This window comes from Acinetobacter sp. 778_lipA, assembly GCF_058242985.1.
The window spans coordinates 3,105,016-3,128,538 of the sequence record NZ_JBZAYT010000001.1 but is presented as its reverse complement, the minus strand read 5'-3'; the positions used below and the strand labels follow the sequence as shown (position 1 = coordinate 3,128,538).

Annotated in this window: 25 protein-coding genes; 14 read left to right on the top strand and 11 right to left on the bottom strand. The window is 37.5% G+C overall.

What is annotated here, in order from left to right; all coding sequences use genetic code 11:
• The first annotated feature begins 127 nt into the window (after positions 1-127).
• Positions 128-781, top strand: coding sequence for a hypothetical protein (locus AC4CUY_RS14885; RefSeq protein ID WP_483770773.1), 654 nt, complete (start codon positions 128-130; stop codon positions 779-781).
• 137 nt (positions 782-918) lie between these two features.
• Positions 919-1,128, top strand: coding sequence for a hypothetical protein (locus AC4CUY_RS14880; RefSeq protein ID WP_336951784.1), 210 nt, complete (start codon positions 919-921; stop codon positions 1,126-1,128).
• Positions 1,129-1,548: 420 nt separating this feature from the next.
• On the opposite strand, the gene rsmD is transcribed toward AC4CUY_RS14880, so the two are convergent.
• A complete protein-coding gene (gene rsmD, locus AC4CUY_RS14875) occupies positions 1,549-2,097 on the bottom strand; it encodes a 16S rRNA (guanine(966)-N(2))-methyltransferase RsmD (RefSeq protein ID WP_171500312.1) in 549 nt (182 codons plus the stop codon).
• Positions 2,098-2,101: 4 nt separating this feature from the next.
• Positions 2,102-4,171 carry a penicillin-binding protein 2 gene (mrdA, locus tag AC4CUY_RS14870; protein WP_483770775.1) on the bottom strand — a complete coding sequence of 690 codons (2,070 nt, stop codon included), beginning with the start codon at positions 4,169-4,171 and terminating at the stop codon, positions 2,102-2,104.
• Positions 4,172-4,515: 344 nt separating this feature from the next.
• Here mrdA and AC4CUY_RS14865 point away from each other — a divergent pair, with 344 nt between their 5' ends.
• The 4 genes from AC4CUY_RS14865 (at position 4,516) to AC4CUY_RS14850 (ending at position 7,475) form a co-directional block, all read left to right on the top strand.
• Complete coding sequence (locus AC4CUY_RS14865) at positions 4,516-5,055, top strand: hypothetical protein (protein ID WP_336951782.1); 540 nt, start codon at positions 4,516-4,518, stop codon at positions 5,053-5,055.
• A gap of 60 nt (positions 5,056-5,115) precedes the next feature.
• Complete coding sequence (locus AC4CUY_RS14860) at positions 5,116-6,432, top strand: DUF445 domain-containing protein (protein WP_004717262.1); 1,317 nt, start codon at positions 5,116-5,118, stop codon at positions 6,430-6,432.
• Positions 6,433-6,515: 83 nt separating this feature from the next.
• A complete protein-coding gene (adk, locus tag AC4CUY_RS14855) occupies positions 6,516-7,169 on the top strand; it encodes an adenylate kinase (RefSeq protein ID WP_004717260.1) in 654 nt (217 codons plus the stop codon).
• A 90-nt stretch (positions 7,170-7,259) separates the two neighbouring features.
• Positions 7,260-7,475, top strand: a complete 216-nt coding sequence (locus AC4CUY_RS14850; RefSeq protein ID WP_419820175.1) for a hypothetical protein — start codon at positions 7,260-7,262, stop codon at positions 7,473-7,475.
• 655 nt (positions 7,476-8,130) lie between these two features.
• Here AC4CUY_RS14850 and nth read toward each other — a convergent pair.
• The gene (nth, locus tag AC4CUY_RS14845) at positions 8,131-8,808 is read right to left on the bottom strand and encodes an endonuclease III (RefSeq protein ID WP_336951781.1); all 678 of its coding nucleotides are present in this window, start codon (positions 8,806-8,808) and stop codon (positions 8,131-8,133) included.
• Positions 8,805-9,608 carry an RnfABCDGE type electron transport complex subunit B gene (locus AC4CUY_RS14840; protein ID WP_336951780.1) on the bottom strand — a complete coding sequence of 268 codons (804 nt, stop codon included), beginning with the start codon at positions 9,606-9,608 and terminating at the stop codon, positions 8,805-8,807. Before AC4CUY_RS14840 ends, nth begins: the two co-directional genes overlap by 4 nt.
• Before the next feature lie 345 nt (positions 9,609-9,953).
• Between AC4CUY_RS14840 and gdhA the strand changes: the two genes are divergently transcribed.
• Positions 9,954-11,297, top strand: coding sequence for an NADP-specific glutamate dehydrogenase (gene gdhA, locus AC4CUY_RS14835; protein WP_336951779.1), 1,344 nt, complete (start codon positions 9,954-9,956; stop codon positions 11,295-11,297).
• A 74-nt stretch (positions 11,298-11,371) separates the two neighbouring features.
• On the opposite strand, the gene AC4CUY_RS14830 is transcribed toward gdhA, so the two are convergent.
• The 4 genes from AC4CUY_RS14830 to rlmH all read right to left on the bottom strand — a co-directional run bounded on the left by AC4CUY_RS14830 (position 11,372) and on the right by rlmH (position 14,385).
• The gene (locus AC4CUY_RS14830; protein ID WP_336951778.1) at positions 11,372-11,788 is read right to left on the bottom strand and encodes a DUF4377 domain-containing protein; all 417 of its coding nucleotides are present in this window, start codon (positions 11,786-11,788) and stop codon (positions 11,372-11,374) included.
• A gap of 274 nt (positions 11,789-12,062) precedes the next feature.
• Entirely contained in the window at positions 12,063-12,833 is a 771-nt protein-coding gene (locus tag AC4CUY_RS14825; protein WP_490774336.1) for a DUF4377 domain-containing protein, read from the bottom strand.
• A gap of 166 nt (positions 12,834-12,999) precedes the next feature.
• Entirely contained in the window at positions 13,000-13,776 is a 777-nt protein-coding gene (locus AC4CUY_RS14820) for a dioxygenase family protein (protein WP_004717246.1), read from the bottom strand.
• A gap of 126 nt (positions 13,777-13,902) precedes the next feature.
• Complete coding sequence (gene rlmH / locus AC4CUY_RS14815; RefSeq protein ID WP_336951776.1) at positions 13,903-14,385, bottom strand: 23S rRNA (pseudouridine(1915)-N(3))-methyltransferase RlmH; 483 nt, start codon at positions 14,383-14,385, stop codon at positions 13,903-13,905.
• Positions 14,386-14,524: 139 nt separating this feature from the next.
• Between rlmH and AC4CUY_RS14810 the strand changes: the two genes are divergently transcribed.
• The 3 genes from AC4CUY_RS14810 (at position 14,525) to AC4CUY_RS14800 (ending at position 17,064) form a co-directional block, all read left to right on the top strand.
• Positions 14,525-15,484 carry a M28 family peptidase gene (locus AC4CUY_RS14810; RefSeq protein WP_419359430.1) on the top strand — a complete coding sequence of 320 codons (960 nt, stop codon included), beginning with the start codon at positions 14,525-14,527 and terminating at the stop codon, positions 15,482-15,484.
• A gap of 80 nt (positions 15,485-15,564) precedes the next feature.
• Entirely contained in the window at positions 15,565-16,464 is a 900-nt protein-coding gene (locus tag AC4CUY_RS14805) for a tyrosine recombinase XerC (protein WP_419359510.1), read from the top strand.
• 228 nt (positions 16,465-16,692) lie between these two features.
• The gene (locus tag AC4CUY_RS14800) at positions 16,693-17,064 is read left to right on the top strand and encodes a hypothetical protein (protein WP_004717237.1); all 372 of its coding nucleotides are present in this window, start codon (positions 16,693-16,695) and stop codon (positions 17,062-17,064) included.
• 1 nt (position 17,065) lies between these two features.
• On the opposite strand, the gene AC4CUY_RS14795 is transcribed toward AC4CUY_RS14800, so the two are convergent.
• From AC4CUY_RS14795 to AC4CUY_RS14785, 3 genes are all read right to left on the bottom strand, one after another.
• Positions 17,066-17,617 carry a GNAT family N-acetyltransferase gene (locus tag AC4CUY_RS14795; RefSeq protein WP_336951774.1) on the bottom strand — a complete coding sequence of 184 codons (552 nt, stop codon included), beginning with the start codon at positions 17,615-17,617 and terminating at the stop codon, positions 17,066-17,068.
• A gap of 133 nt (positions 17,618-17,750) precedes the next feature.
• Positions 17,751-18,305, bottom strand: a complete 555-nt coding sequence (locus tag AC4CUY_RS14790; protein ID WP_336951773.1) for a GNAT family N-acetyltransferase — start codon at positions 18,303-18,305, stop codon at positions 17,751-17,753.
• Positions 18,306-18,329: 24 nt separating this feature from the next.
• Positions 18,330-18,824, bottom strand: coding sequence for an Lrp/AsnC family transcriptional regulator (locus AC4CUY_RS14785; RefSeq protein WP_336951772.1), 495 nt, complete (start codon positions 18,822-18,824; stop codon positions 18,330-18,332).
• 116 nt (positions 18,825-18,940) lie between these two features.
• Here AC4CUY_RS14785 and AC4CUY_RS14780 point away from each other — a divergent pair, with 116 nt between their 5' ends.
• From AC4CUY_RS14780 to AC4CUY_RS14765, 4 genes are all read left to right on the top strand, one after another.
• Positions 18,941-19,546 carry a LysE family translocator gene (locus tag AC4CUY_RS14780; protein WP_490774335.1) on the top strand — a complete coding sequence of 202 codons (606 nt, stop codon included), beginning with the start codon at positions 18,941-18,943 and terminating at the stop codon, positions 19,544-19,546.
• Between the two features lie 483 nt (positions 19,547-20,029).
• On the top strand, positions 20,030-20,782 hold the full coding sequence (locus tag AC4CUY_RS14775) for an electron transfer flavoprotein subunit beta/FixA family protein (protein ID WP_004823176.1): 753 nt from the start codon (positions 20,030-20,032) through the stop codon (positions 20,780-20,782).
• 17 nt (positions 20,783-20,799) lie between these two features.
• Positions 20,800-21,732, top strand: coding sequence for an FAD-binding protein (locus AC4CUY_RS14770; protein ID WP_004717227.1), 933 nt, complete (start codon positions 20,800-20,802; stop codon positions 21,730-21,732).
• A gap of 733 nt (positions 21,733-22,465) precedes the next feature.
• Positions 22,466-23,281: a zinc ribbon domain-containing protein gene (locus tag AC4CUY_RS14765; protein WP_336951770.1), complete on the top strand. Its 816-nt coding sequence runs from the start codon at positions 22,466-22,468 to the stop codon at positions 23,279-23,281.
• Positions 23,282-23,523 lie beyond the last annotated feature (242 nt).

Below are 23,523 nucleotides of genomic sequence, written 5' to 3'. Positions count from 1 at the left end.
AGAATGATAGTTAATTGGTTTAACATATTGATCATATTATTTATAATTAAAACGAAACGCATTTGATATTAGGTGTGCTTTAGCCATTCTGATCTATATGTAGGCTACAATTAGACTGATCATTTAAGTGACTTATAAACAAACAGAGGAGACAACCATCTTGTTTTATGATTGGTATAACTCCGATAAAAATCATGAATTGATTAGGCAAAACATGCGATCTATTTACCCACTCAATTTAATGGTCATTTTTATATTTTTCATAAATTCAAATGTTTATGCTTTTAATGATCTGGAACTTATGGTAGAAGAGGCACAAAATCAAGTTGTGGAATATCAAGATGAATTATTAGGACAACCAGATCAATTGCAAGATGAGCAATTATTTAAAATTGAAAATCAAGAAAATAGCCTAAGTGATACTGAAATGAGCATTGAGCGAAATGATATTTTTTTTGAACAAGACCAATTGCAAAAAAAGCTAGCAGAACAGCATGAGCATGAATTGGCAGATTATTCAATTTTAACCAATAAATTTTATGAAAATGAGCGTATTCGGGTGTTCAATTATACTGCTTACAATGTACAACAATTAAAGACATCATTGCTCAATCCTTCAAATGATAATCCTGCATCAAGTGAGCTTTATCTTTCTTTTGGTTATGGCATTGAATTTAAGATCAATGCTTTAAACAAAGTGGGTTATGAATACATCTCTAGTTTTCCTTATGATCGTGGGCAATTATTGCGTCTGTTTTGGATTAGAACGCTGACTTATTAACAATAAATATTTTATCGATCATTTTTATTACCATGAAGAAATCATGTTGGAAATACTACAACTTGAAACATAAGCTTGTTTAGCACTACACATTAAAAGACTAACTTAAACAAAATGAGATGAAGAGGTGAGTCATCATGTTAAACAAAGTTATTGTGTTGGGTGTAGTTGCTATTTCATTAACCGGCTGTATTGTTGCACCATTTGATGATGGTCATCGAGGTGGTCATGGTCGTTATGATCAGCGACATGATTCGGATCATCGCAGGGATCAGCATCGTGATGGTGATCGACATCGTTATGACCGAGATCGCAATGATCGTGACTGGAATTGGAAAGGACGTTAATTCTTTATCTTAAATATAAAAATGGGCAATGTATGCCCATTTTTTTCTATCTTGTTGTTTGAAAATATATGAATGAAGTAATTAGGGTCTGTTGACAATTCGTCTACGTTTGCGACTACAAGTGGTTTTTGGATGATACAAGGCAAGAACTATGAAACTTAATCATTCTAAATGATGAGAAACATCGTTTCGAAAGGTAACGACGTAGCGGTAAAAACTACTCTAGTCCCCACTGCGCCTTGCGCTGCAAACAAAGCAGTGCTTTGTTCTTGCTCAGGGTTGTGGCTAAAATTATCTCAGCCTACGTTATGAAACTCGAAAATAGTCTCGCTATTCTCTTCGTTTCCTGCTTTACGACGTATACGTCTCATGCTCAATTTTAACCTACAACGCAAGTCATTTATGAAATGTCTACAGACCCTATATTATTTTTTTAAATAAACCTGCTTGTACTACACCAGCTTTGGTTTGTTTCTGTAATTGCCATGTTGAGGGTAAATTCAGTTGATTTAAGCCACGATCTGCTTCTACATAAATCAATGCTTGATCAGATAAGTATTGATCCGCTTTTTGAGCCAATTCATCCCATAAATTTAAACTATAGGGTGGATCTAAAAACATTAAATCAAACTGTTCATTTAAATTGGATAAGGCTTGTTGTGCTGTTTGTGTTTTTAGCTGACAGTTATCAGCTTTGAGCAACTGAATATTGTCTTTTAAAAATTTAGCTTGCGTGGCATTGGGTTCAATCATGATCACGTGCCTTGCACCACGTGAAAGTGCTTCAAATCCTAAAGCACCTGAACCAGCACAAAGATCTAAGACTTTGGCATTTTGAATATCCCACATGAGCCAGTTAAACAATGTTTCACGTACTCGATCAGGTGTGGGACGTAAACCATCGATATCAGCAAAAGGAAGAACTCGACGTTTCCATTCTCCACCAATAATACGTAATTGGTTTTTCACTTTATTATTCACTGATATCAGCCTCAGGTACAGGTGGAGGAGTGGGTTGCGTCGAAGTCGGACTATGACCTTGAGTTGGTATACGGTTTTGGGTAGCCGTATTGGTCTGCGTATTTGGCTTCGGTTTAGGCAAGGCATTTGGATCTGCTGCAAGGGAAACATCACCACTTGGCAGTTCACCCGGTTTGATGCCGGCTGTCATTAAGCCCCCACTGACTTGATGATTAAGCGGTACAATTGGATTCTTTTTGCGAGTTAGCAACCAGTAATCAAATACAGGACGAGCAATTTTGGCAGCAGAACCACCATGCTTACCATTTTCCCAAATCACGGCAATGGCAATTTCAGGATTTTCAGCAGGTGCAAAACCAACAAATAAACCGTGGTCTAATTGTCTTGATGTCAGTGCAGCTTCGTTATAGCGTTTGCCTTGCGCAATACTCTTCACCTGTGCTGTACCTGTTTTACCTGCGATTTGGTACATCGGTGTACGGATACCTCGGCCTGTACCTGTTTGAATAACATCAACCATTGCATCGCGCATTTTGACCCAGTCGTCATCCGTACCACTAAAGTTGATTTTTCCTGTCGGGGCATTGAGTACTTCATGCTTTTTCGCCCCTTTAGATTCACGTAATACGTGTGGGGTGACATGCGCACCATGGTTGGCCGTAATTGCCGTTGCCATAGCTAACTGTAATGGAGTGGCAGTAAATGCACCTTGACCAATACTGACAGAAATGGTTTCACCTTTGAGCCATTTACTCTTACGAGTACGCATCTTCCATTCAGGACTTGGATATAAACCTGTACTTTCGCTTGGTAAATCTACACCCGTTTTTTCACCGAAACCAAATTGACGCATCCATTCATTCATTCGATCTATACCCATCTGGTAAGACAAGATATAGAAGTAAGTATCACAAGAAACCACTATAGATTTATGTAAATTGACAGCGCCATGCCCAGTTTTTTTCCAGTCACGGAATTTATGTGAATCACCAGGTAAATGGAAATAACCAGGATCGGAAATTGTAGTTCCCCAATCCACAGTTTTAAAATGGATGCCACCTAAGCCTTCCATTGGTTTGATGGTAGAACCGGGAGGGTAAGTCCCTTGAACAGCGCGGTTATAGAGTGGTTGGTCTAAGTTGTCACGTAAAGCAGTATAGTCCGCATGCCCAATACCTGTCACAAATAAGTTCGGGTTGAAACTTGGGCTGGAAACAAGCGCTAATATTTCACCAGTGCGTGGGTCAATTGCGACGATTGCACCACGACGATCTTTAAGTTGTTCTGCTGCAATAGTTTGCAAACCATAATCCAATGAAAGATATAAATCATTGCCTCTGGTTGACTCTTTACGACCTAAATGGCGTAACACATTACCATGTGCATCAGCTTCAATCGATTCATAACCAGGAACGCCATGAAGTAATTCCTCATAAGATTTTTCTACACCAATTTTCCCGATTAGGTTTGTGCCAGCGTAACTATCTTTATCAATTGCTTTAAGTTCTTTATCGTTAATACGACCAACATAACCCACCACATGAGCAAACAATTCACCATGTGGATAATAGCGAGTCATTTGAGTTTCAATATCAACACCTGGAAATTGAAACTTTATTTCACTAAAGCGAGCAATATCTTGTTCTGTTAGATTTAGCTTTAAGGTAACACGTTCTGTTTTTTTAGAGGTTTTAATGCGGCTATTAAAACGGTCGATATCTTCTTGATTGAGATTTAAAATTGGAATCAAGCGCTTAACAGTGTCATCTATATCTTCGACATCGGCTTTGCTCAATGTTGCGGTAAAAACAGGGTAGTTATCTGCAAGTAAAATCCCATTACGATCATAAATATAGCCACGTGCTGGTGCTATAGGTTGTAGTCGAATTCGGTTTTTATCTGACGCTTCACTAAACTCTTGATGATGAAAAATTTGCAGATAAGCATAGCGTGCAACTAGAAGGCACATAAAAAATGAAACAATACCAATCGCAAAAAAGACACGACCACGGAAGATGCGTTTTTCTTGTTGGACATTTTTTAGAGGAAACTGCTGCTTCATACGTCGTCGGCTTTAGTACTTAAAGATGGGTGAATTTAGGGGTCAAACATTTTACCCTAGATTGCGTCTTAAAAATTAAAAAACACAAATAAGTCATCAAAATATATTTTAACTAAAAACTGTAATTGATTTTGTTTCTTAGATGAGACCGTTTACATTTCATTTGAAAAATACGCATCATTGTAAAGCTAGGCAAAATGTCAATAGCCCCTATATGGATTTGACCTTAGCGACATTAAATTTATAGTGTTTTGTATATGAGTGCTAAAATAATTCTGTTAAAGTCGAGCCTTAAGGATAAATAGATTCGACCTAAGTTAAGATTAGGGATAATGGAGAAAATAATGAAAAAAATCTTTCCCTTATTAATATTGGTTGCTGTCGGAAGTTTCGCGCACGCTGATGTTAAAGATTATTTGCCAGATATGAAGGGAATTTTACCAGAGGCAAAGTTTAAGCCTGAAGATGCTTCTAAATGGAATATCGGTGCGGGTGTAACACAACAGATGGTTCATGCAAATGGTGAATGGGTAAATCCTTATGGAATTGCCTATACTAAATTAGGTGTTTTTTATAATGGTGACCATGAGTTTGCAGGCCAAGTCGGTTATAGAATTCCTGTAGTATTAAATGGTAAAGATAAAAATGGCTTCTATGTAGGGGTCTATGGCGGAACACTTAAAAGCAAAAAAGTGGACGGAAGTGATGAAGTCCAATATGGTGGTGGTGCCGATTTATCTTATGTTTTATTGAATAAAGAGCGTATAAGTACATTTAGTGTGGGGATGGGTGCAGGTAGTGAACTTCATAATAAAAATGGAGATATGATCCTAGAGACTCGTCCACAAATACAATTTGCTTATACCTTAAGTGTCGGGTTCTAAAGTTTTATGATTTTATCTATATCCTTCGACCGCAAATAGAAATAAATACGAGAGTCATGCATGTTGGAATACGTTAATGGTTTGTGGCACGCTTTTACAGCTCGACCTGATCATCTTGCCATTTTAAGTATCATCCCAGTGACGGCCTTTGTAACGTGGGCGCACGTTTGGATGGCACTGAAAATGGTATTTTATCCAATCACGTTTTGGGGATTTCATATTGGTCCCTTACCTGTAGGATGGCAAGGGATTGTGCCACGTAAAGCTGGGCGAATTTCAGGCATTATTACAGACAATACATTATCCAAACTAGGTTCTTTGCGTGAGTTTTTAGATGCAATGGACCCTGAAGATATGGCTCGGATTATCGGTGAACAAGTCGGTTTCGAACTTGAGCATTTGATTGATGAGGTGATGTTAGATCGTAATGCTGTTTTGTGGGAAAACCTACCTTATTCGATTAAACGGCGAATTTATGGTCAAGCGCATAAACAATTGCCGGGTGTTTTAAGAGAACTCGTGACCGAGCTGACTATGAATGTCGAGTCACTGGTCAACATGCGAGATATGGTCGTAACTCAAATGGAAGGCGATCGCCGTTTGATGGTCCGTATGTTTTTAAAAGTTGGACAAAAAGAAATTAACTTTATTTGGCATATTAGTGCAGTCATTGGCAGTTTCTTTGGTATTTTTCAAATGTTTGTCTATGTATTTGTTCCTCAACATTGGACTGTACCTTTCTTTGCTGCAGTCTGGGGCTTTTTAACCAACTGGATTGCAATCTGGATGGTTTTCAATCCTGTAGAGCCACATTATGTACGCTATCCACAATTTTTTGAACGGACAAAAGATCGAAAATTTCCATGGATTAAACCTGTTATTCCAAGAATTGGCACTTATAATGTTCAAGGTGCGTTTATGAAACGCCAAGAAGAAGTGTCAGATGTTTTTGCAAGTGTCGTCACTGAAGATTTGATTACATTAAAGTCAATCATGACTGAAATGATGTACGGTCCTAAGAAAGAAAAAACCCGTCGTATTGTAAAGCGTCATATTAACGAAATTATGGAAACTCCATTGGTTCGTACCTCTTTACAATTGTCTTTAGGACTAAAAGAGTATGCAAAACTCAAGACAGACTTGATTGATCGGTCAATTGAAATTACGATGGTGCCTGTTTGCGACCCTGCGTTTAATGCGAGCCGTGCACAGAAAATTTTTCAGATGTTTAAAGAGCGGATCAGAGAGTTAACCCCAAAAGAGTTTCAAAACTTGTTACGTCCTGCATTTCAGGAAGACGAATGGATTTTGATAGTACTCGGTGGTGTGACTGGATTTTTTGCTGGTCTAATACATTTATTTGTGGCTTTCTTATAAATTTGATGCCATTACGATGATAAGTTTTAATTTGTCATGGCAAACGGTATCATACATATTGTTTTAAATGAGGATGTTTTTTTATGCGCATTATATTACTCGGACCACCTGGAGCAGGTAAAGGTACACAAGCTCAGTTGATCTGTAAGCGCTACAATGTCCCACAAATTTCAACCGGTGATATGCTCCGTGCTGCAATTCGTGAAGGTACTGAATTAGGTCTTAAAGCTAAAAGTGTAATGGAATCAGGTGGTTTAGTATCTGATGAGCTTATTATCGGTTTAGTGAAAGAACGTATTGCACAACCTGATTGTGTAAATGGTTGTATTTTCGATGGTTTCCCACGTACGATTCCTCAAGCTGAGGCTTTAGAGAACGAAGGGATTAGCATTGACCATGTGATCGAAATTGAAGTGCCAGACGAAGAAATCGTAAAACGTCTTTCTGGTCGTCGTCAGCACCCAGCATCTGGTCGCGTTTATCACACGATTTATAACCCACCGAAAGTGGAAGGTAAAGATGATGAAACTGGCGAAGATCTGGTGCAACGTCCAGATGACGAAGAAGCAACGATTCGTAAGCGTTTAGGCTCTTATCATAATGAAACTGAACAGCTTGTTGGTTTCTATCAAGGGCGTGCAGCTTCTGGGGAAAATGCACCGACTTATAATAAATTGAACGGTTTACGTCCAATAGAAGATGTCCAAAAAGATTTATTTGCGATTTTAGATAAATAAGACCGCATTCAAAGCATTTTTTTAAGCTTTGACAATAACAGAGACCTGATTCATATTAGGTCTCTTTTTTTTGCAAGAGTGGCGTAGAGAGTGAAGTTTGTATTAATTGCTTTGGTCATTTTGAGTATATTGCTTCTTTTGGGCTTATTGTATATAAGCTTTAAATTACTACGCAAAGCACAAAAAGAAGAGCTTCAGCAACGCCGTGAAATGAGAAAATCAGGTAATTACCAAGTGCATCCACAGGTGGCTGAAGAGTGGAAACGGCTTGAAAAGTTAAAGAAAGATTTGGAAAATAAAAAGTAAAATAATTAGGGAGATGAATGCTGAGGATAAATTCATCCTTATCTATCATCGCGCTTCATTCTTCCAAATTAATGAATTTAACTGATGAATTTTTATGATTGAGATGTGTAAGCAATTAATTCTAAGTATTTTGTTTATCCATCTACATGTTAAATTCACAGCATTCATATTATATGAAGACTGTCTAAATGAAATTGATTGCCTAACAGCACATCTTAGCGAATATTTAGAGCCTATTCATTTTTCAAAGGGGACTTTGCTGAACATAGGCGAAAAGTATCAAGGCTCGGAGAATTGGGACAATTGGTATTTCTGCACAGTTGACAATGGATTAGAGGGGGGTGCTACTCAAATCATTGAATGGATCAATAAGCATCAAGGCGCCATGCAATAGCAGATTACACAGCGAAAGAACTCAATGTAGATCATGGCGATCTATTGGTTGGAGAAGAACAACTAAATGGCTGGATTTGGTGTAGCAGATTATCTGATGATCAGTCTGGCTGGGTGCCCTTAGAGGTGTTAAGTCAGATTTGATTGAGAACTATTTTAAGATGCTAGCTGTTTCTTCGGAAAATAGCTTCCTCAGGAAAATGACAAAGCCTGATTTTAATTAAATGATGATTATGCTTTGCTAAAATCTCTCGTTTATTCGCTACTTTGTTTTGACTTCGCGTACAGCGCCAAATTCATATTTATCAGGCCAATTACAAACATCTGACACAATACATTCATGGCATTTCGGTTTCCGTGCAATACAGCAATATCGCCCATGTAAAATTAACCAATGATGCGAGTCTATAATAAATTCTTTTGGAATCACTTTGATTAGACGATGCTCGACCTCAAGTACATTTTTTCCTACAGCAAGTCCAGTACGATTGCCAACTCGGAAGATATGCGTATCTACAGCCATTGTAGGCTGACCAAAGGCGGTATTCAGCACAACATTGGCAGTTTTGCGTCCTACACCGGGTAAAGCCTCTAAATCAGCACGATTATCTGGAACTTGGCTATTGTGCTTCTCAATCAGAATTTTACAGGCTTTAATCACATTTTCAGCTTTGGCATTATATAAACCAATGGTTTTAATATATTGTTTTAAACCGTCTACACCCAATGCATAAATCTGTTCAGGGGTATTGGCGACAGGAAATAACTTATCAGTGGCTTTGTTGACACTTATATCTGTGGCTTGAGCCGATAAAGTAACAGCAACAAGCAACTCAAATGGGTTTGAGTAATTGAGTTCTGTTTTCGGATTTGGGCGTTGCTCGCGTAATCTTTCAAAGAAAATCTGAATCTGCTTTTTGGTCATATTCTTTACAGTCATGATGCATCCTCTTGCAAAACAGATAACTGTTGAATCAATTCATTTAATTGATGTTGCTTATTTTCATCTGCTCGAACACTCAATTGTTTCTCTAATTTTTTAATTTGAGTTCGCAGCTTAGCCAATTGAATGGTGGTTTTAGCATCTGTAACAATTGGATTTTTTATTATGGGTTGGTTGATTTCAATTGTAGGTAAAGCCTGACTTTGCTGTGTTATTTGTGCAAAGAGTTCAGTGTCGATTTCTGCACGAACCACAGGGCCTTTACGATGGATGCGTAGCTTTTCTTCACGTTGAATATGGGCATAGTAACGACCACGTAAGTCATTTTGTTCTAAGAAACGTTGTTCGTCATTTGGAATAGGCTGGATGTCTTCAACTAAATCGATGCAATCTACTGGGCAAGGAGCAATACATAGTTCACACCCAGTGCATAAATCTGTAAGTATGGTATGCATTAGTTTACCAGAACCAATAATGGCATCTACAGGGCAAGCACTGATGCATTTGGTGCAACCGATACATTCATCTTCACGAATAATAGCTTTCATGCGTTGTGGGCGGCCATCGCTTTGAATTGGCCAGACACTTGGTTCAGCAACGAGTTTATTGCGATTGAGTATATCAGCAAGCGCATCTGCAACAGGTTGCCCACCTGGCACACATTTATTGGCTGCTTCACCTTTTTCTACAATAGATTTTGCATAAGGTAGACACCCATCACGGTGACCACAGAGTCCACATTGTGTTTGTGGCAAAATAGCATCTATTTGCTGAATGAAGGAAAGCGATGAATTCATGTGAATAAAACTTTAAAGAAAAATGAACAAATACTTGGTAAAAGCGAAGAATATTTTGCAATTTTAGCATGTTTTACAGTGAAAATCTTTGCTCTAATTTGGCGCTAAAAATGCGCTAATTTAGATCAAAATATTGAATAATTTTTGTTTAAAAACGCCAACAAATTGACATTTTATTTGGGGTTGATTAGAAATTATCATATTGAATTTAAATATTATTTGAAAAAACATTTGAAAAAAGGTTGTGGATTATATACAAAAGGGATTAAATACTTTGCGCCAAAATTTATCATTTTATTAAAAGGGTTGACCTTTTTTGTATCATTTTCTGCTGAGGAATGAGCGTTGAAATATAATAGCCTGAATGACTTTTTAAATTACGTTAAAGCACGTGATCCAAATCAACCAGAGTTTTTACAAGCTGTGGAAGAAGTTATGACCAGTTTGTGGCCATTTATTGAGAAAAACCCAGAGTATGCTGAGCACGGTTTGCTTGAACGTCTTGTTGAGCCAGAACGAGCGATTCAATTCCGGGTTTCATGGGTAGATGACAAGGGCCAAACTCAAGTTAACCGTGCTTTTCGTGTTCAATATAATTCTGCTATTGGTCCATTTAAAGGCGGCATGCGGTTTCACCCATCTGTAAACCTTTCTATTTTAAAATTTTTAGGTTTTGAGCAAACGTTTAAAAATGCTTTGACTACACTACCAATGGGTGGCGGTAAAGGTGGTTCTGATTTTGATCCGAAAGGCAAGTCAGACGGTGAGATCATGCGTTTTTGCCAAGCATTAATCATCGAACTATACCGACATCTAGGTTCAAATACTGATATTCCAGCAGGGGATATTGGTGTGGGTGGCCGTGAAGTGGGTTACATGGCGGGTATGATGAAAAAGCTCAGTAACGACACTTCGTGTGTATTTACGGGTAAAGGTTCATCATTTGGTGGTTCTTTGGCTCGCCCAGAAGCAACTGGTTTTGGTACAGTTTATTTTGCTGAAGAAATGCTAAAAACTCGCGGTGAAAGCTTTAAAGATAAAACTGTGGTGATTTCAGGTTCGGGCAACGTTGCGCAGTTTGCTGCAGAAAAAGCTATTTATTTAGGCGCGAAAGTGGTTTCATTGTCTGACTCAAATGGCACGGTACATGTAAAAAATGGCTTTACCAATGAGCTTCTTGCCGAAGTGATGGAACTTAAGAACGTAAAACGTGGACGTATTTCTGAATTTGCTTCAAAACACGGTTTTGAATATTTAGAAGGTCAACGCCCTTGGTCAATTCAGTGTGATATTGCATTGCCATGTGCAACTCAAAATGAATTAAATGAAGAAGATGCAGATGTACTTCTTGCCAATGGTGTAATCTGTGTTGCTGAAGGTGCCAATATGCCTTCAACACTAGAAGCTGTAGAAAAATTTGTAGAAGCAAAAATTCTTTATGCGCCAGGTAAAGCGTCTAATGCAGGTGGTGTTGCCACCTCTGGCCTTGAAATGTCACAAAATTCGATTCGTTTGGGGTGGACATTTGAAGAAGTGGATGAGCGCTTACATGCGATTATGAAAGAAATTCACCGTAACTGTGTGAAGTATGGTACTCAAGCAGATGGCACAGTGAACTATGTAAATGGTGCAAATATTGCTGGTTTTGTAAAAGTTGCAGATGCAATGTTGGCGCAAGGCGTGTTCTAATTTCTGTTTGATTTTGAACTTAAAACCGATGCTTTTGCATCGGTTTTTTCTGAGCAATTAAAACAGTGACAAGCTTATTTTTTAGGAATCGTTTCAACAACTGAATCGAGCTCATATTGGTATTGAGACTGATCAGCGGCCGGATTGACAATTTCTGTGCGCTTGACCTTAATAATTTGATAAGACTTTGAATTATGGGTAAAGCCGTCAATAGAATCATAAAAATAACTCGCTTCTTTTTCGCTATAATTTTTTTGACCAGTTTCGCTTATTGTCAATTCACGGACTAAAAAACAGGTTTGTGGTGCAACACCAGTACAGGGTCGAATTTCAGGACTGACTTCTAAAAAAATAATTTGTGGTTGAACTGTTGTATTTGAAATTTGGGTCTCTATATGTGCAGGCGTCGGAACTTTTTGAGTTGTAGATTCTTCGCTACATGCTATGACGAGCAACGGTAAGAGCAGTAAAATGCTTGATTTGTGATTCATAGTTTTACCTTTATCGATCTTCCTAAATTAAAAATGTGCTTTCATGCAATGACTATTGATTGCTTAAGTTTCTATTATTGAGTGTTTAAATTCACTGTTATTTAACTATTGTGCAGTGTTTGGGGCTTTGCATCGATTAAAATTAAAAGGTAGACCTTAAGGTAGAAATGTTTTGATTATCTGGTTGAAAAAGCATGAAGCTGAATTAAATCTATATGTTTATATAAGTAGCTAAAATGAAAAGCTGAAGTTGAACTTCAGCTTTTCTATACAATTATTTTAAAGTTTCACGTTCGATAATCATGTCTTGGACATAAGCGTATTTAGACTGATCAGCCGCTGGGTTTTTAATCTCATAACGTTTTACACGAACCACTTGACGTTCAGCAGAGCTATGAGTAAAGCCTTCGATATCGTCATAGAAATATGTCCAATCTTTATCTACTTGCGTTTTTACACCATTATCAGCATATTTGATTTCGCGTACTTGTAAGCACTGCATTTTTCTTACACCAGCAGAACATTCTTTGGTTTCTGGGCTGATTTCTAAGAAAATTGTTTCACCTTGGCTTTGGTATTTAGTTTCAGGTGTCATTTTACCAGTAAATACAACTTTACCGCCTGTCGCATTTACCAAGGTAAGCGTTGGGTTTTCAGTATTTGCTGTATCAAGTACAAATGCTGTTTTATTCGATTGGAACAATGCCGCAGCAAAACTTTCCTGTTTCATTAATTCAGGGGAACACATCATGTTTGTTGAGGCGATATTTCCTGTTACTAATAAACCATTCTCAACTTTAGCACTTGTCATTAGTCGGTTACAGCCAGTTGCAACATTTAAACGTTGGTCTGCAAAGTTAAGTACGATGGGTTGCTTGGTATCTGCTGGTTGATAAGACCATTGATAAGCATTTAATGTTTGCTCTGCATTACCTTGTTGTTGTAATACTTTCACTGCGGTATCACCCAATTTTTGAATATCGCCAGATTGGCAAGCCGCGAGGGCTAAAGGAAGTACAGCTAATGCTAAATATTTGAATTTCATATTCTATTCACGTTTTAAAAAACTATGCATAGGATAAACCATGAAACACTAAAAGATATGGATACAATTTATTAATTCGGTTTCAATATGTATCCATATAACTAAAAGTTAAACAATAATTAACAAATTTTTATTATTCCAACTAAATTTTGATCAATTAGGTTCTTTAGTCAAAACGATAAATATCCATACCTAGCGCACCCATTGAAAAACTACTGTGGACAATACTAAAGCGGTGACCAGTGCCCATTGCAAAGAACAGAGGTGCAAAGTGTTCAAGTGTTGGGTGATTCTTCTGTAGATAAGGAATGCTATCCCATTCCAATACAGCATCATAATTACTATGATTGAGTTTGCTCACCACATAATTTCTAAATGTAGATGCCCATTCCGGGACATTCTCATCTTTGCCGTTCCATGACAATTCTCTTAAATTGTGAGTGATGCTACCTGAACCAATCAATAAAATTTGTTTTTCACGGAGTGGGGCAAGTGCTTGACCAATTTGGTAGATTTGATCAGCATGCATATTCATAGGTAAAGAAATTTCAATGACTGGAATATCTGCCTCAGGGTACATATGTAATAAAGGCATCCATACGCCATGATCACGTGGTCGAGTACTATTTGCATGTGCAGGAAGATGTGCTTCAGCCAAGAGATGCAAAATTTCTTCCGCTAATTCAGGATTTCCTGGTGCGGGATAGCGAATCTCATACAGCGCTTGAGGAAAACCACGAAAGTCATGCCATGTTTCAGGGCGTACACCTGTATTGACTTCTAAAGCCTCACTTTCCCAATGGGCAGACATCACCACGATGGCTTGTGGTTTTGGCAAATTTAGACCAAGACGATGTAGAGCAGGACCGACTTGTTCAGGATCTAGCGCAAGCATGGGAGAGCCATGTGAAATGAATAAACCTGGGAGTGTTTGTAAGTTCATATCTTTGTGCCTAAATGATCATTAAATACAGCGTGAATTGCCCATTCTAGCTAAAATGTATGCTCTCAATAAGCCTTTTATTTCAACAGACTGTTTCATCAATGCAACTTTTGCCCAATTACATGACTAGCCTGCACGATGATACGGATGATTATGATTAATACTCATCGCACGATAAAGTTGTTCAATCAGCATAACCCGAACCAATGGATGGGGCAGAGTTAGTTTTGACAGTGACCAGTGCCAAGCAGCAGCTTTTCGCACGGCTTCAGAATGCCCATCTGGTCCGCCAATGGCCAGTGCAACATCATTACCTTCAAGCATCCAGCCTTTCATGGTTTCAGCCAGCTTTTCAGTACTAAATTCACGTCCGCCTACTTCAAGTGCAATCAATACTTCATTGTGTTTCAGTTGGCTGAGAATACTATCACCCTCAATTTGGCGATATTTTAAAATATCTGCTTCTGAATCATTTTTGCCACGCTTTGCCATCGGGAGTTCAATAATTTGCGTCTGTACAAAAGGTTGGATTCTTTTGAAGTAATCTTCAAAACCAGTTAATACCCAAGCAGGCATTTTTTGACCAATGGTCAGAATACGGATTTTCATATTAACAATTTCTAACGTGGTAATTGCATCATTATAGCGCGATATTGGTTATTCTCAGGCGTACAACAAGAACTGAATGTCTAACTGCTGTTTTTTTAAATTATAGCTATACCAACACGCTTTTAAATTGGATTTATACATGCAAATAGGTTATCCAAATTTTTTAAATTTAAATTATCTTTTCATTATATTGCTCAGCTGTGTGCTTTCAACATGGAGTGTAGCCGCAGAACAACGCTATGATCAGCAAGCTGAACCTGATCGTTTAAACAGTTATTTACAACAAGTGATTCACCCACAAGCGTTTCGAAATTATCAAAATATTCAAGAGCTCGATCGAGTTGCGGCTTTCATTAAACAACAACTTGAACAGTTTGCGATTCCTTGTGAATACCAGCCTTATCAAGTCAAAGGCAAAACTTATCGAAATGTAATATGTCACTTACAAATGGGGCACGCCAAAAAAGTGATTCTTGGTGCCCATTATGATGTTTATGGGAATTTCAAAGGTGCTGATGATAATGCTTCTGGTGTGGTGGGGCTGATTGAGACAGCGCGAATTTTGGCAGTCAATAAAGCCAGTCTTAAACAGAATGTTGATTTTGTCTTTTATACTTTGGAAGAACCTCCGTATTTCCGTACTGAACATATGGGGAGTTATATTCACGCACAATCCATTTTAAAACAAAAAGATCAAATTCAAGCGGTGTATATTTTGGAAATGATTGGATATTTTGACCATAAAAATGTTCAGGATTATCCATCCGGATTAGCTCTGTTTTATCCCAAACATGGAAATTTTATTGGCGCAGTGAGTAATTTCACTTCACGTGGATTGGGTGAAAAATATTGTGATGCCATGAAAGCGTTAAAACGCCTTGATTGTCAAAGATTGATAGCGCCATCATTTGTACAAGGCGTGGATTTCTCAGATCATTTGAATTATTGGCGTTTCGATATACCTGCTATTATGATCACAGATACGGCTTTTTTTAGAAATAAGCATTATCATACCCAAGACGATACTGTTGAAAAACTCAATTTAAATAAGATGGCAGAAGTCATTAATGGTGTGGTGTATACAGTTTTACAAGACTGATATTTTTCAATCAGGTTATATCATTTGCTATTTTGATCAAAGGAGAGCTTATGCAATACGGTGCAATGCAATTGCTCTCGATGTGGATTAAGGATCGGAAAATACAGAATCAATCGGTACATACCTTAGAAGCTTATTTCCGAGATGTGGCTAACTTTATTGACTTTTGCTATGACAAGCAGATGGAGTTAAAACAAGTCGAAGCTACTGATTTAAGAGAGTATGTGGCTTATCGTGTCGAAAAAGATCAGCTTTCGACCAGTAGTTTACAACGGCATTTAACTTCAATTCGTCAGTTTATGAAGTGGGCTAAACAGGGTGGTTATTTAGAAATCAATGCAGCTGATGATTTTCAGATAAAGCGGCAAGCTCGACCATTACCAGGGATGATTGATATTGAAACGGTCAATCAGATTATGGATCAGCCCGAGCCTGAAAAGCCTGGAGAAAAGCAGTTGTGGTTACGAGATAAAGCTATTTTGGAATTGCTCTATTCCAGTGGCTTACGCTTGGCGGAAGTGCAAAGTTTAACCATACGGGATATTGATTTTACCCGCCATTTATTGCGTATCACGGGTAAGGGGAATAAAACTCGAATTGTACCTTTTGGGTCTAAAGCGAGAGAGAGTCTGATTGAATGGTTAAAAATTTATCGAATCTGGCAGGGGGAGTTTAGCCCTGAGTCTTTGGTATTTATTACCCAACGCGGCACAAGTATTACCCCACGTCAGATTGAAAATCGAGTCAAATATCAAGCACTACGTGCAGGGGTAAATGTTGATTTACACCCACATTTATTGCGCCACTGTTTTGCAAGCCATATGTTATCCAATAGTGGAGATCTGCGTGCAGTGCAAGAAATGCTAGGACATAGCAATTTAACCACGACACAGATTTATACCCATGTCGATTTTGATCATCTGGCACAAGTCTATGATCAAGCGCATCCAAGAGCTGCTGCATCGAAAATAAAAGATTGACCTTGCATATAAGGCTTTATTAAGCGTTGATCTTTGTATTTTGTAATGAATAGACCTGCTGAGAAGTACTGTTAGTTTTTGATAAAATGCACAGCGCTTAAACACATTTAGCACAGAAAAAAGTCGAATAGATAATTGTTTTTAAAAATGCTCTCATGTATATCTAGGTTTCGTATTTATTCAATACATTTCTATTGATTCAATTTTGCAGAAAAATTAGGTCTTTCAATGATCCCTGAACTTGAACAAAAATATAAGCAACTGACTGACGCTCAAAAAGAAATTTTTAAGGGCTATGGCTTACGCCAAATTAAACATTTTGTAGAATTCAGCCTTCCCAAAATTGAGGCAACGTTACCGCAAGAAGGAAAAGTATTGGGTATCAATGCTGAGGGTAAAGTTCAAGCTGTAAATACAGCAACTAATCAGACCTATTTATGGATATCAGACCAACAATGGCAAGCGGCCCAAACAGTGTCTAATCATATTGATTTAAAAGAAGACTTTATTGAGATTTGGCAAGTGCTGGAGCTCAAAAATCAAGATTTGATTGATTTAAGCCATATTCATCGTGATTTTTTAGCAAGCATGGCGAAATAGTTCAATACTCAAATTGAAAATCTTGTTTTTGGATTCGATAGAGCTTCTCTTCATGTAGTGGATGGTGCTCATCAAAATCAGGATGCAGAAAGTCATGAGAAAAGCTCATTCCAATTTTTTTCATGACATTTTGCGACGCAAAATTATGTTTAGATGTAAATGCAACAATTTCTTGAAAATTCAGTTCTTCAAATGCAAATCTTAGACAAGCTTGAGCTGCCTCAGTTGCATAGCCTTTATTCCAAAATTTTGGATCAAGCCGCCAGCCGATTTCTATACATGGTGAAAATTCAAATTTTGAGGGTTGTTGATGTAGTCCCACACATCCAATAAATTCTTGGGTTTCAATCAATTCAACAGCCCAAAGTCCCCAGCCTTTGATTTCTATTAAATATTTAATCTGATTTGCCAGTTCGTCACTTTGCTCACGATTTAAAATTTTTGGGAAAAATTGCATCACTTCAGGGTTTGCTGTGATTTTTGCAAATGCATCGTAATCAGAAGCTTGCCATTGTCGAAGTAAAAGACGATCTGTACATAATTCATAAATCATTTTTATTGAATATCCTGATTAAAGCACTACTTAAGTAGAAGAGGGGAGAATTTTTAGCGTATTGCCTCAGTCAAATTTTCACCTATGATATATAATTTTACATCGTCTAAGATAATCCGCATATTGACCAGCGTTACAGCTTTGGATTTTGTATACGGTAAAGTACATGTTCAGCCAAAGCATGGTTTTTGTCTAAAACGGGATGCATAAAGTTCTCGACATAATCCATACCAAGTCGTTGCATTACTTTTTCCGAAGCTTGATTCAGTACAGTTGTGAACGAAACAACCTGTTCCAAAGCCAATTTTTCAAATGCAAACTTTAAACATTGCTGAGCGGCTTCCGTTGCATAACCTTGATGCCAATATTGCTGTGCCAAGCGCCAACCAATTTCAACACAAGGAGAGAAAGTAAATTTTTCCGCTTGATTGGCTAGACCCACAAAACCGATAAATTGCTGATTTTCTTTTAACTCAACCGCCCAAAATCCCCAACCATATTCAGTAATTGTGTCTTGAAATCGACCTGCCAAAAGGTCACTTTCATTTTTTGACAAGGCCGCTGGAAAATACCGCATAACATCTGGATCAGCATTTAAATCTGCAAAAACATCAAAATCACGAACTTGCCATTGTCTAAGAATAAGTCTAGGTGTTTCTAATTGAACGGGGGGAGTAAATGTTTTCATATTCACCTAATGCGTATTTTTGAATTATAAATCTTCAAGAGGTAGCTGAAAGCTTTGTTTAATGATTTGACTTGGGACATCGGTTTTTACACTGGTAATACCATTCTTCTTGGTCAAATGTGTCGACTGAAATTTACGGTAGCTTTCTAAATCGGGGACGACCACTTTTAACATCGCATCACATTCACCCAGAATAATATAACACTCCATGACCTGAGGCAGTTCTTTCATTGCTTCAATAAAGGTATCAATGGTTTCAGCATCTTGTCCTAACAGCCAGATTCTTGAGAATAGTATCAATTGAAATCCAATTTTTTGTGGATCCACCACTGTTGTATAGTTTTGGATGACTTTAGCTTCTTCTAAGAGTCGAATTCGTCTCAGACATGATGAGGGCGAGAGCCCAATCTCACGAGCCAAATCATTATTTTGGATTCGGCCATTGGCTTGTAAAGCCCGAATGATATTTTTATCAATACGATCTAGTTTGATTAGAATAGTCTTAGATGAAATTTTCATAAATTAGAATTTAATTCGAAAAATAATCATTATTATAGAATATTTGAAATCCTATTTTAAGCATTTTAAAAGATACTGTTTTCTTCTCGCAGTCAAACTTCAGAAAGGGAAAAGAGATGTCTGTATTTGTACTTTTTGCCTTAACGGTACTACCGTTAATTTTCACACCAGGACCAGATATGTTATTTATCCTGTCACAAGTGATAGGTAAAGATGCGAAAGCAGGCATGATGGCGACAATCGGTATTTGTTCTGGCTATCTGGTTCATTCGATTCTGGTTGCGCTTGGAATTGCTGCAATTATTGTTTCATTCCCAGTATTGTTTGAGACGATTCGATATTTGGGGATCGCCTATTTATTGTATTTGGCATTTCATTTGATTAAATCAGTATTTAGCCAAAAGACATTACGTATTGAACAGAAAGCAGTTTCAAATCCTATTCGCAAAGGCTTTGTTACGGCATTGTTGAATCCAAAAGGCATGTTAATCTATTTTGCGATTTTGCCACAATTTATCGATAAATCAGGCAACACCGTGTTTCAAGGCTTGGCTTTGTCAGCAATTTTTATTGTTTTGATTTTCTTGGTGTATTGTGGTTTGAGTCTTTTGATTGCTCAATTGACCAAAAAGCAGCACATCAATGAGCGTAAGCAAAAATGGATTGATGGTGGTTCAGGGACTTTGTTGACTATTGCAGCCGCATGGTTATTGGTAAATTAATCCAAGCAGAAACAAACGGGTAATTCTGAAAAGAAGCCCGTTTTTGTATATTTAGTATTTTGTTACAAGTTTAATGCCAAAAAGTTCACAAATTTAATCAATAAACATACTTAGAAAAATTGCTGATTCTGTCTAAAATGACAGAGTGTAGCAGTATCGATGAACGGGTGGTGTCATCCCTTTGATTGATTGATAATTTATCTTAATTTTTTTGATTATTTATACAGAATCTATACAAATAATGTTATTTATCAATATATAAATATTGTCGAAATAGTAGCCTTATGTGTCTAAGTTAAAATATTTAGAAAAAATGTGAACTGTACGTTCAAGCTTTTTTATGACTTTTTACAGCAGTTTTGCGAATTGTGACTTGACCGAAATGCCAATCACATTGCAAGATAGGACACCTAAATAATTTTAAATGAAGCGTTATTATAACTCTTCTTAACATTTACTTTTGCTAAAACAGCCGAGGATTACATGAAGGCTCTTGTTGCTGTAAAACGTGTGGTTGATGCCAACGTTAAAGTTCGCGTTAAACCGGACAATAGTGGGGTAGACCTTACTAACGTTAAAATGTCAATTAACCCATTCGATGAAATCGCAGTTGAAGAAGCGGTTCGCTTAAAAGAAAAAGGAACAGTTTCAGAAATCGTTGTTGTTTCTATTGGACCAAAAGAAGCGCAAGAACAAATTCGTTCTGCTATGGCGCTTGGTGCAGATCGCGGTATTTTAGTTGAGGCTGATGACAGTCAACTTGGCGCTTTAGAAGTTGCTAAAATCCTAAAAGCTGTTGTTGAACAAGAACAACCACAACTTGTGCTTTTAGGTAAGCAAGCAATTGATGACGACTCTAACCAAGTTGGTCAAATGTTGGGGGCTTTACTTGGCGCTGGTCAAGGTACATTTGCTTCTGTAGTAACTGTAAATGGCGATAAAGTTCAAGTAACTCGTGAAGTTGACGGCGGTTTACAAACTGTTGAGTTAAATACTCCAGCGATCATTACCACTGACTTACGTTTGAATGAGCCACGTTATGCTGCGCTTCCAAACATTATGAAAGCACGTAAAAAGCCACTTGATACGAAAACTCCTGCAGATTTCGGTGTTACAGCAACTTCTAAACTTAAAACAGTTAAAGTTGAACCACCTGCAGAGCGTAAAGCTGGTGTACAAGTGAAGTCTGTAGACGAGCTTGTTGAAAAACTTAAAAATGAAGCGAAAGTGATCTAATACAGAAGGATAAAATCATGAGTATTTTAGTTATCGCTGAGCACGACAATAAGACACTTAACGGTGCAACTTTAAACGTTGTTGCTGCGGCTCAAAAAATCGGTGGTGATATCACTGTATTGGTTGCAGGTTCTGGTGCTCAAGCAGTTGCAGATGCTGCTGCGAAAGTTGCTGGTGTAAGCAAAGTTTTGCTTGCTGACGATGCAGCTTATGCAAACCAATTGGCTGAAAACGTAGCGAAACTTGTTGCTGAATTAGGTAAAGGTTATTCACATATCCTTGCTGCTTCAACAACAACAGGTAAGAACATCTTGCCACGCGCTGCTGCACTTTTAGACTCAAGCATGATCACTGACATCATTGCTGTTGAAGGTCCTAAAACTTTCAAACGTCCAATTTATGCAGGTAATGCAATTGCTACAGTTCAATCTGACGAAGCAATTGTTCTTGCAACTGTACGTGGTACAGCTTTTGATCCTGTTGCTGCTGAAGGCGGTTCAGCTGCAGTTGAATCAGCGGCTTCTACAGGTGATGCAGGTATTTCTAAGTTCATTTCTGAAGAAATTGTGAAATCAGAACGTCCTGAATTAACTGCTGCGCGTATCGTTGTATCGGGTGGTCGTGGTGTTGGTTCTGGTGAGAACTATCATAAAGTACTTGACCCACTTGCTGACAAGCTGAGTGCAGCTCAAGGTGCTTCACGTGCTGCGGTTGATGCTGGCTTCGTTCCTAACGATATGCAAGTTGGTCAAACTGGTAAAATCGTTGCGCCTGATCTCTACATCGCTGTAGGTATTTCTGGTGCGATCCAGCATTTGGCAGGTATGAAAGATTCTAAAGTGATTGTTGCAATCAACAAAGATGAAGAAGCACCAATCAATGCTGTAGCTGACTACTGGTTAGTTGGTGATTTGAATACTGTTGTTCCTGAATTAGTTTCTAAGCTTTAATTCTCGAATTAAGTTTCAAAAAACGCGCTTAGGATTTCCTAAGTGCGTTTTTTTTTCAAATTTATTGATTAAATAGATGGATTGTATGTGCGGATAAATAAAGTCGTGGTGGTGGGTTATTCTCTATGCTAATAAAGAAACTCTGAGTAGCTTCTCTCATAAGACCTTTTTTTATAGTGTAAATCAATTTAAAAGCTCCTTTATGGTCATTTTTCCCATAGGTATAAGGAACCTTGCAAAACTAATACGATTCAAGCTACATGATCTTTTCTTGATTTATAAAAGGGATTTTTAAACATAAGGTATCATAAAATAAAAACAGTGATCAAAAATGCTATTTTCATTTTTTCTGATATTAATTCTTACGTCTAAAGTACTGTAATTTGAGTGGTTATTTTATCTATAATTAATTGATATAAATAGATAAGTTTTTTAAGGAATATTGCGAGAGAGAATGAGTAGATAAATGCCTTGAAGTCTAATTTTAAACCCTATAAGATCAAATGATAAACATAATTAAATTTTCAATCGTATACTGACAACATGCAGAAAATTCCAGTTTAAATCAGTTGTTACAGACACAAACATATCCTTTAACTCTGTAGCTGTTTTTCACCATTTTTTTAATTCTATATTTGTTGGCGCATTAGACTGGCTGATTCTGTCATTTTAGACGCTGTGTTTTTCCATTACTGCTCAATTCCATATCATCTCACCTAGAATAGCTATAAATATGAAGTGTCCCAAATGTTACGCTGAGAATATCAATGAAGCCATGAAATGTGGTATTTGTGGTACTCGTTTAAAACATGTTAAACAGACTAACGATTTAACAGGCAATAGTAATGTTGAATTTTCTGTACGCCGTGAAAATAAGCAGGGACAGTCAAATCCCACGCATAATATAAAACCTCGACAGACTCCGCCGAACAATGAAACAGAAAGCAATCAGCATGCTTCTGTAGGAGATAAGGCGAGTGCATTACTTGAATCATGGCAGCAGAAAGTTGCACATACTCAAAGAGAGTCTCAGAATCAGCCTAAAAAGAAAAATTTTAAAATTGTCTGGATACTTTTAGCTGTATTTTTGTTTGGTCCGGCAGTGCTTGGGGTTATTTCAAGTGTCGTTATTCCTATCGTGATGTCTGTAATTGGGGCATCCAATCAAGATGAGGCTGCGATCACAGATGAAGCACTTCCTGCAAGCGAAGAGGTGGTGTCTAATGAATATCAAGCGCGTTATTTTGATATGCAAGCTTATCAAGCGCGCTTAACAGAGTATTATGATGTCAAGCATCGTTTTGCAACGAGCCTAAAAGATATTGAAAAGTTTGAACAGACTCAGTTTAGTGATTTTATTTTTGATCAAATTGAAATTACACAGCAAGGAGTTCTAGTGGGTAAATTCACTGATACTCCTGCAAGTCGAATATATATGGTTCCACAGCTTGAAAATAATAAAATTCATGATTGGCAATGTTATCGTGTAGCAATCAGTGATGATTTGCTGCAACACTGTGAATTGATTCAGGCAGATCCATATAAATGATAGAAATTCACAAAACTCTATATTTGGAAGTGTTTAGATTTTTCTGATCAGTGGAGTTAGACTCCGTATTGCTTTGCTCATATTTTTTGCCATATTGGATTTTATAGGGCAACTTTCAAGTTTGAGTTTTTTAATCGATCCGAAGCAAAACTGTTTGATGTGATTTATTTTTTACTAATAAACATAACAAAAATAGTCAATGAAGCACATCATTGGGTATGATTGGATAGAAAAAATCTAGG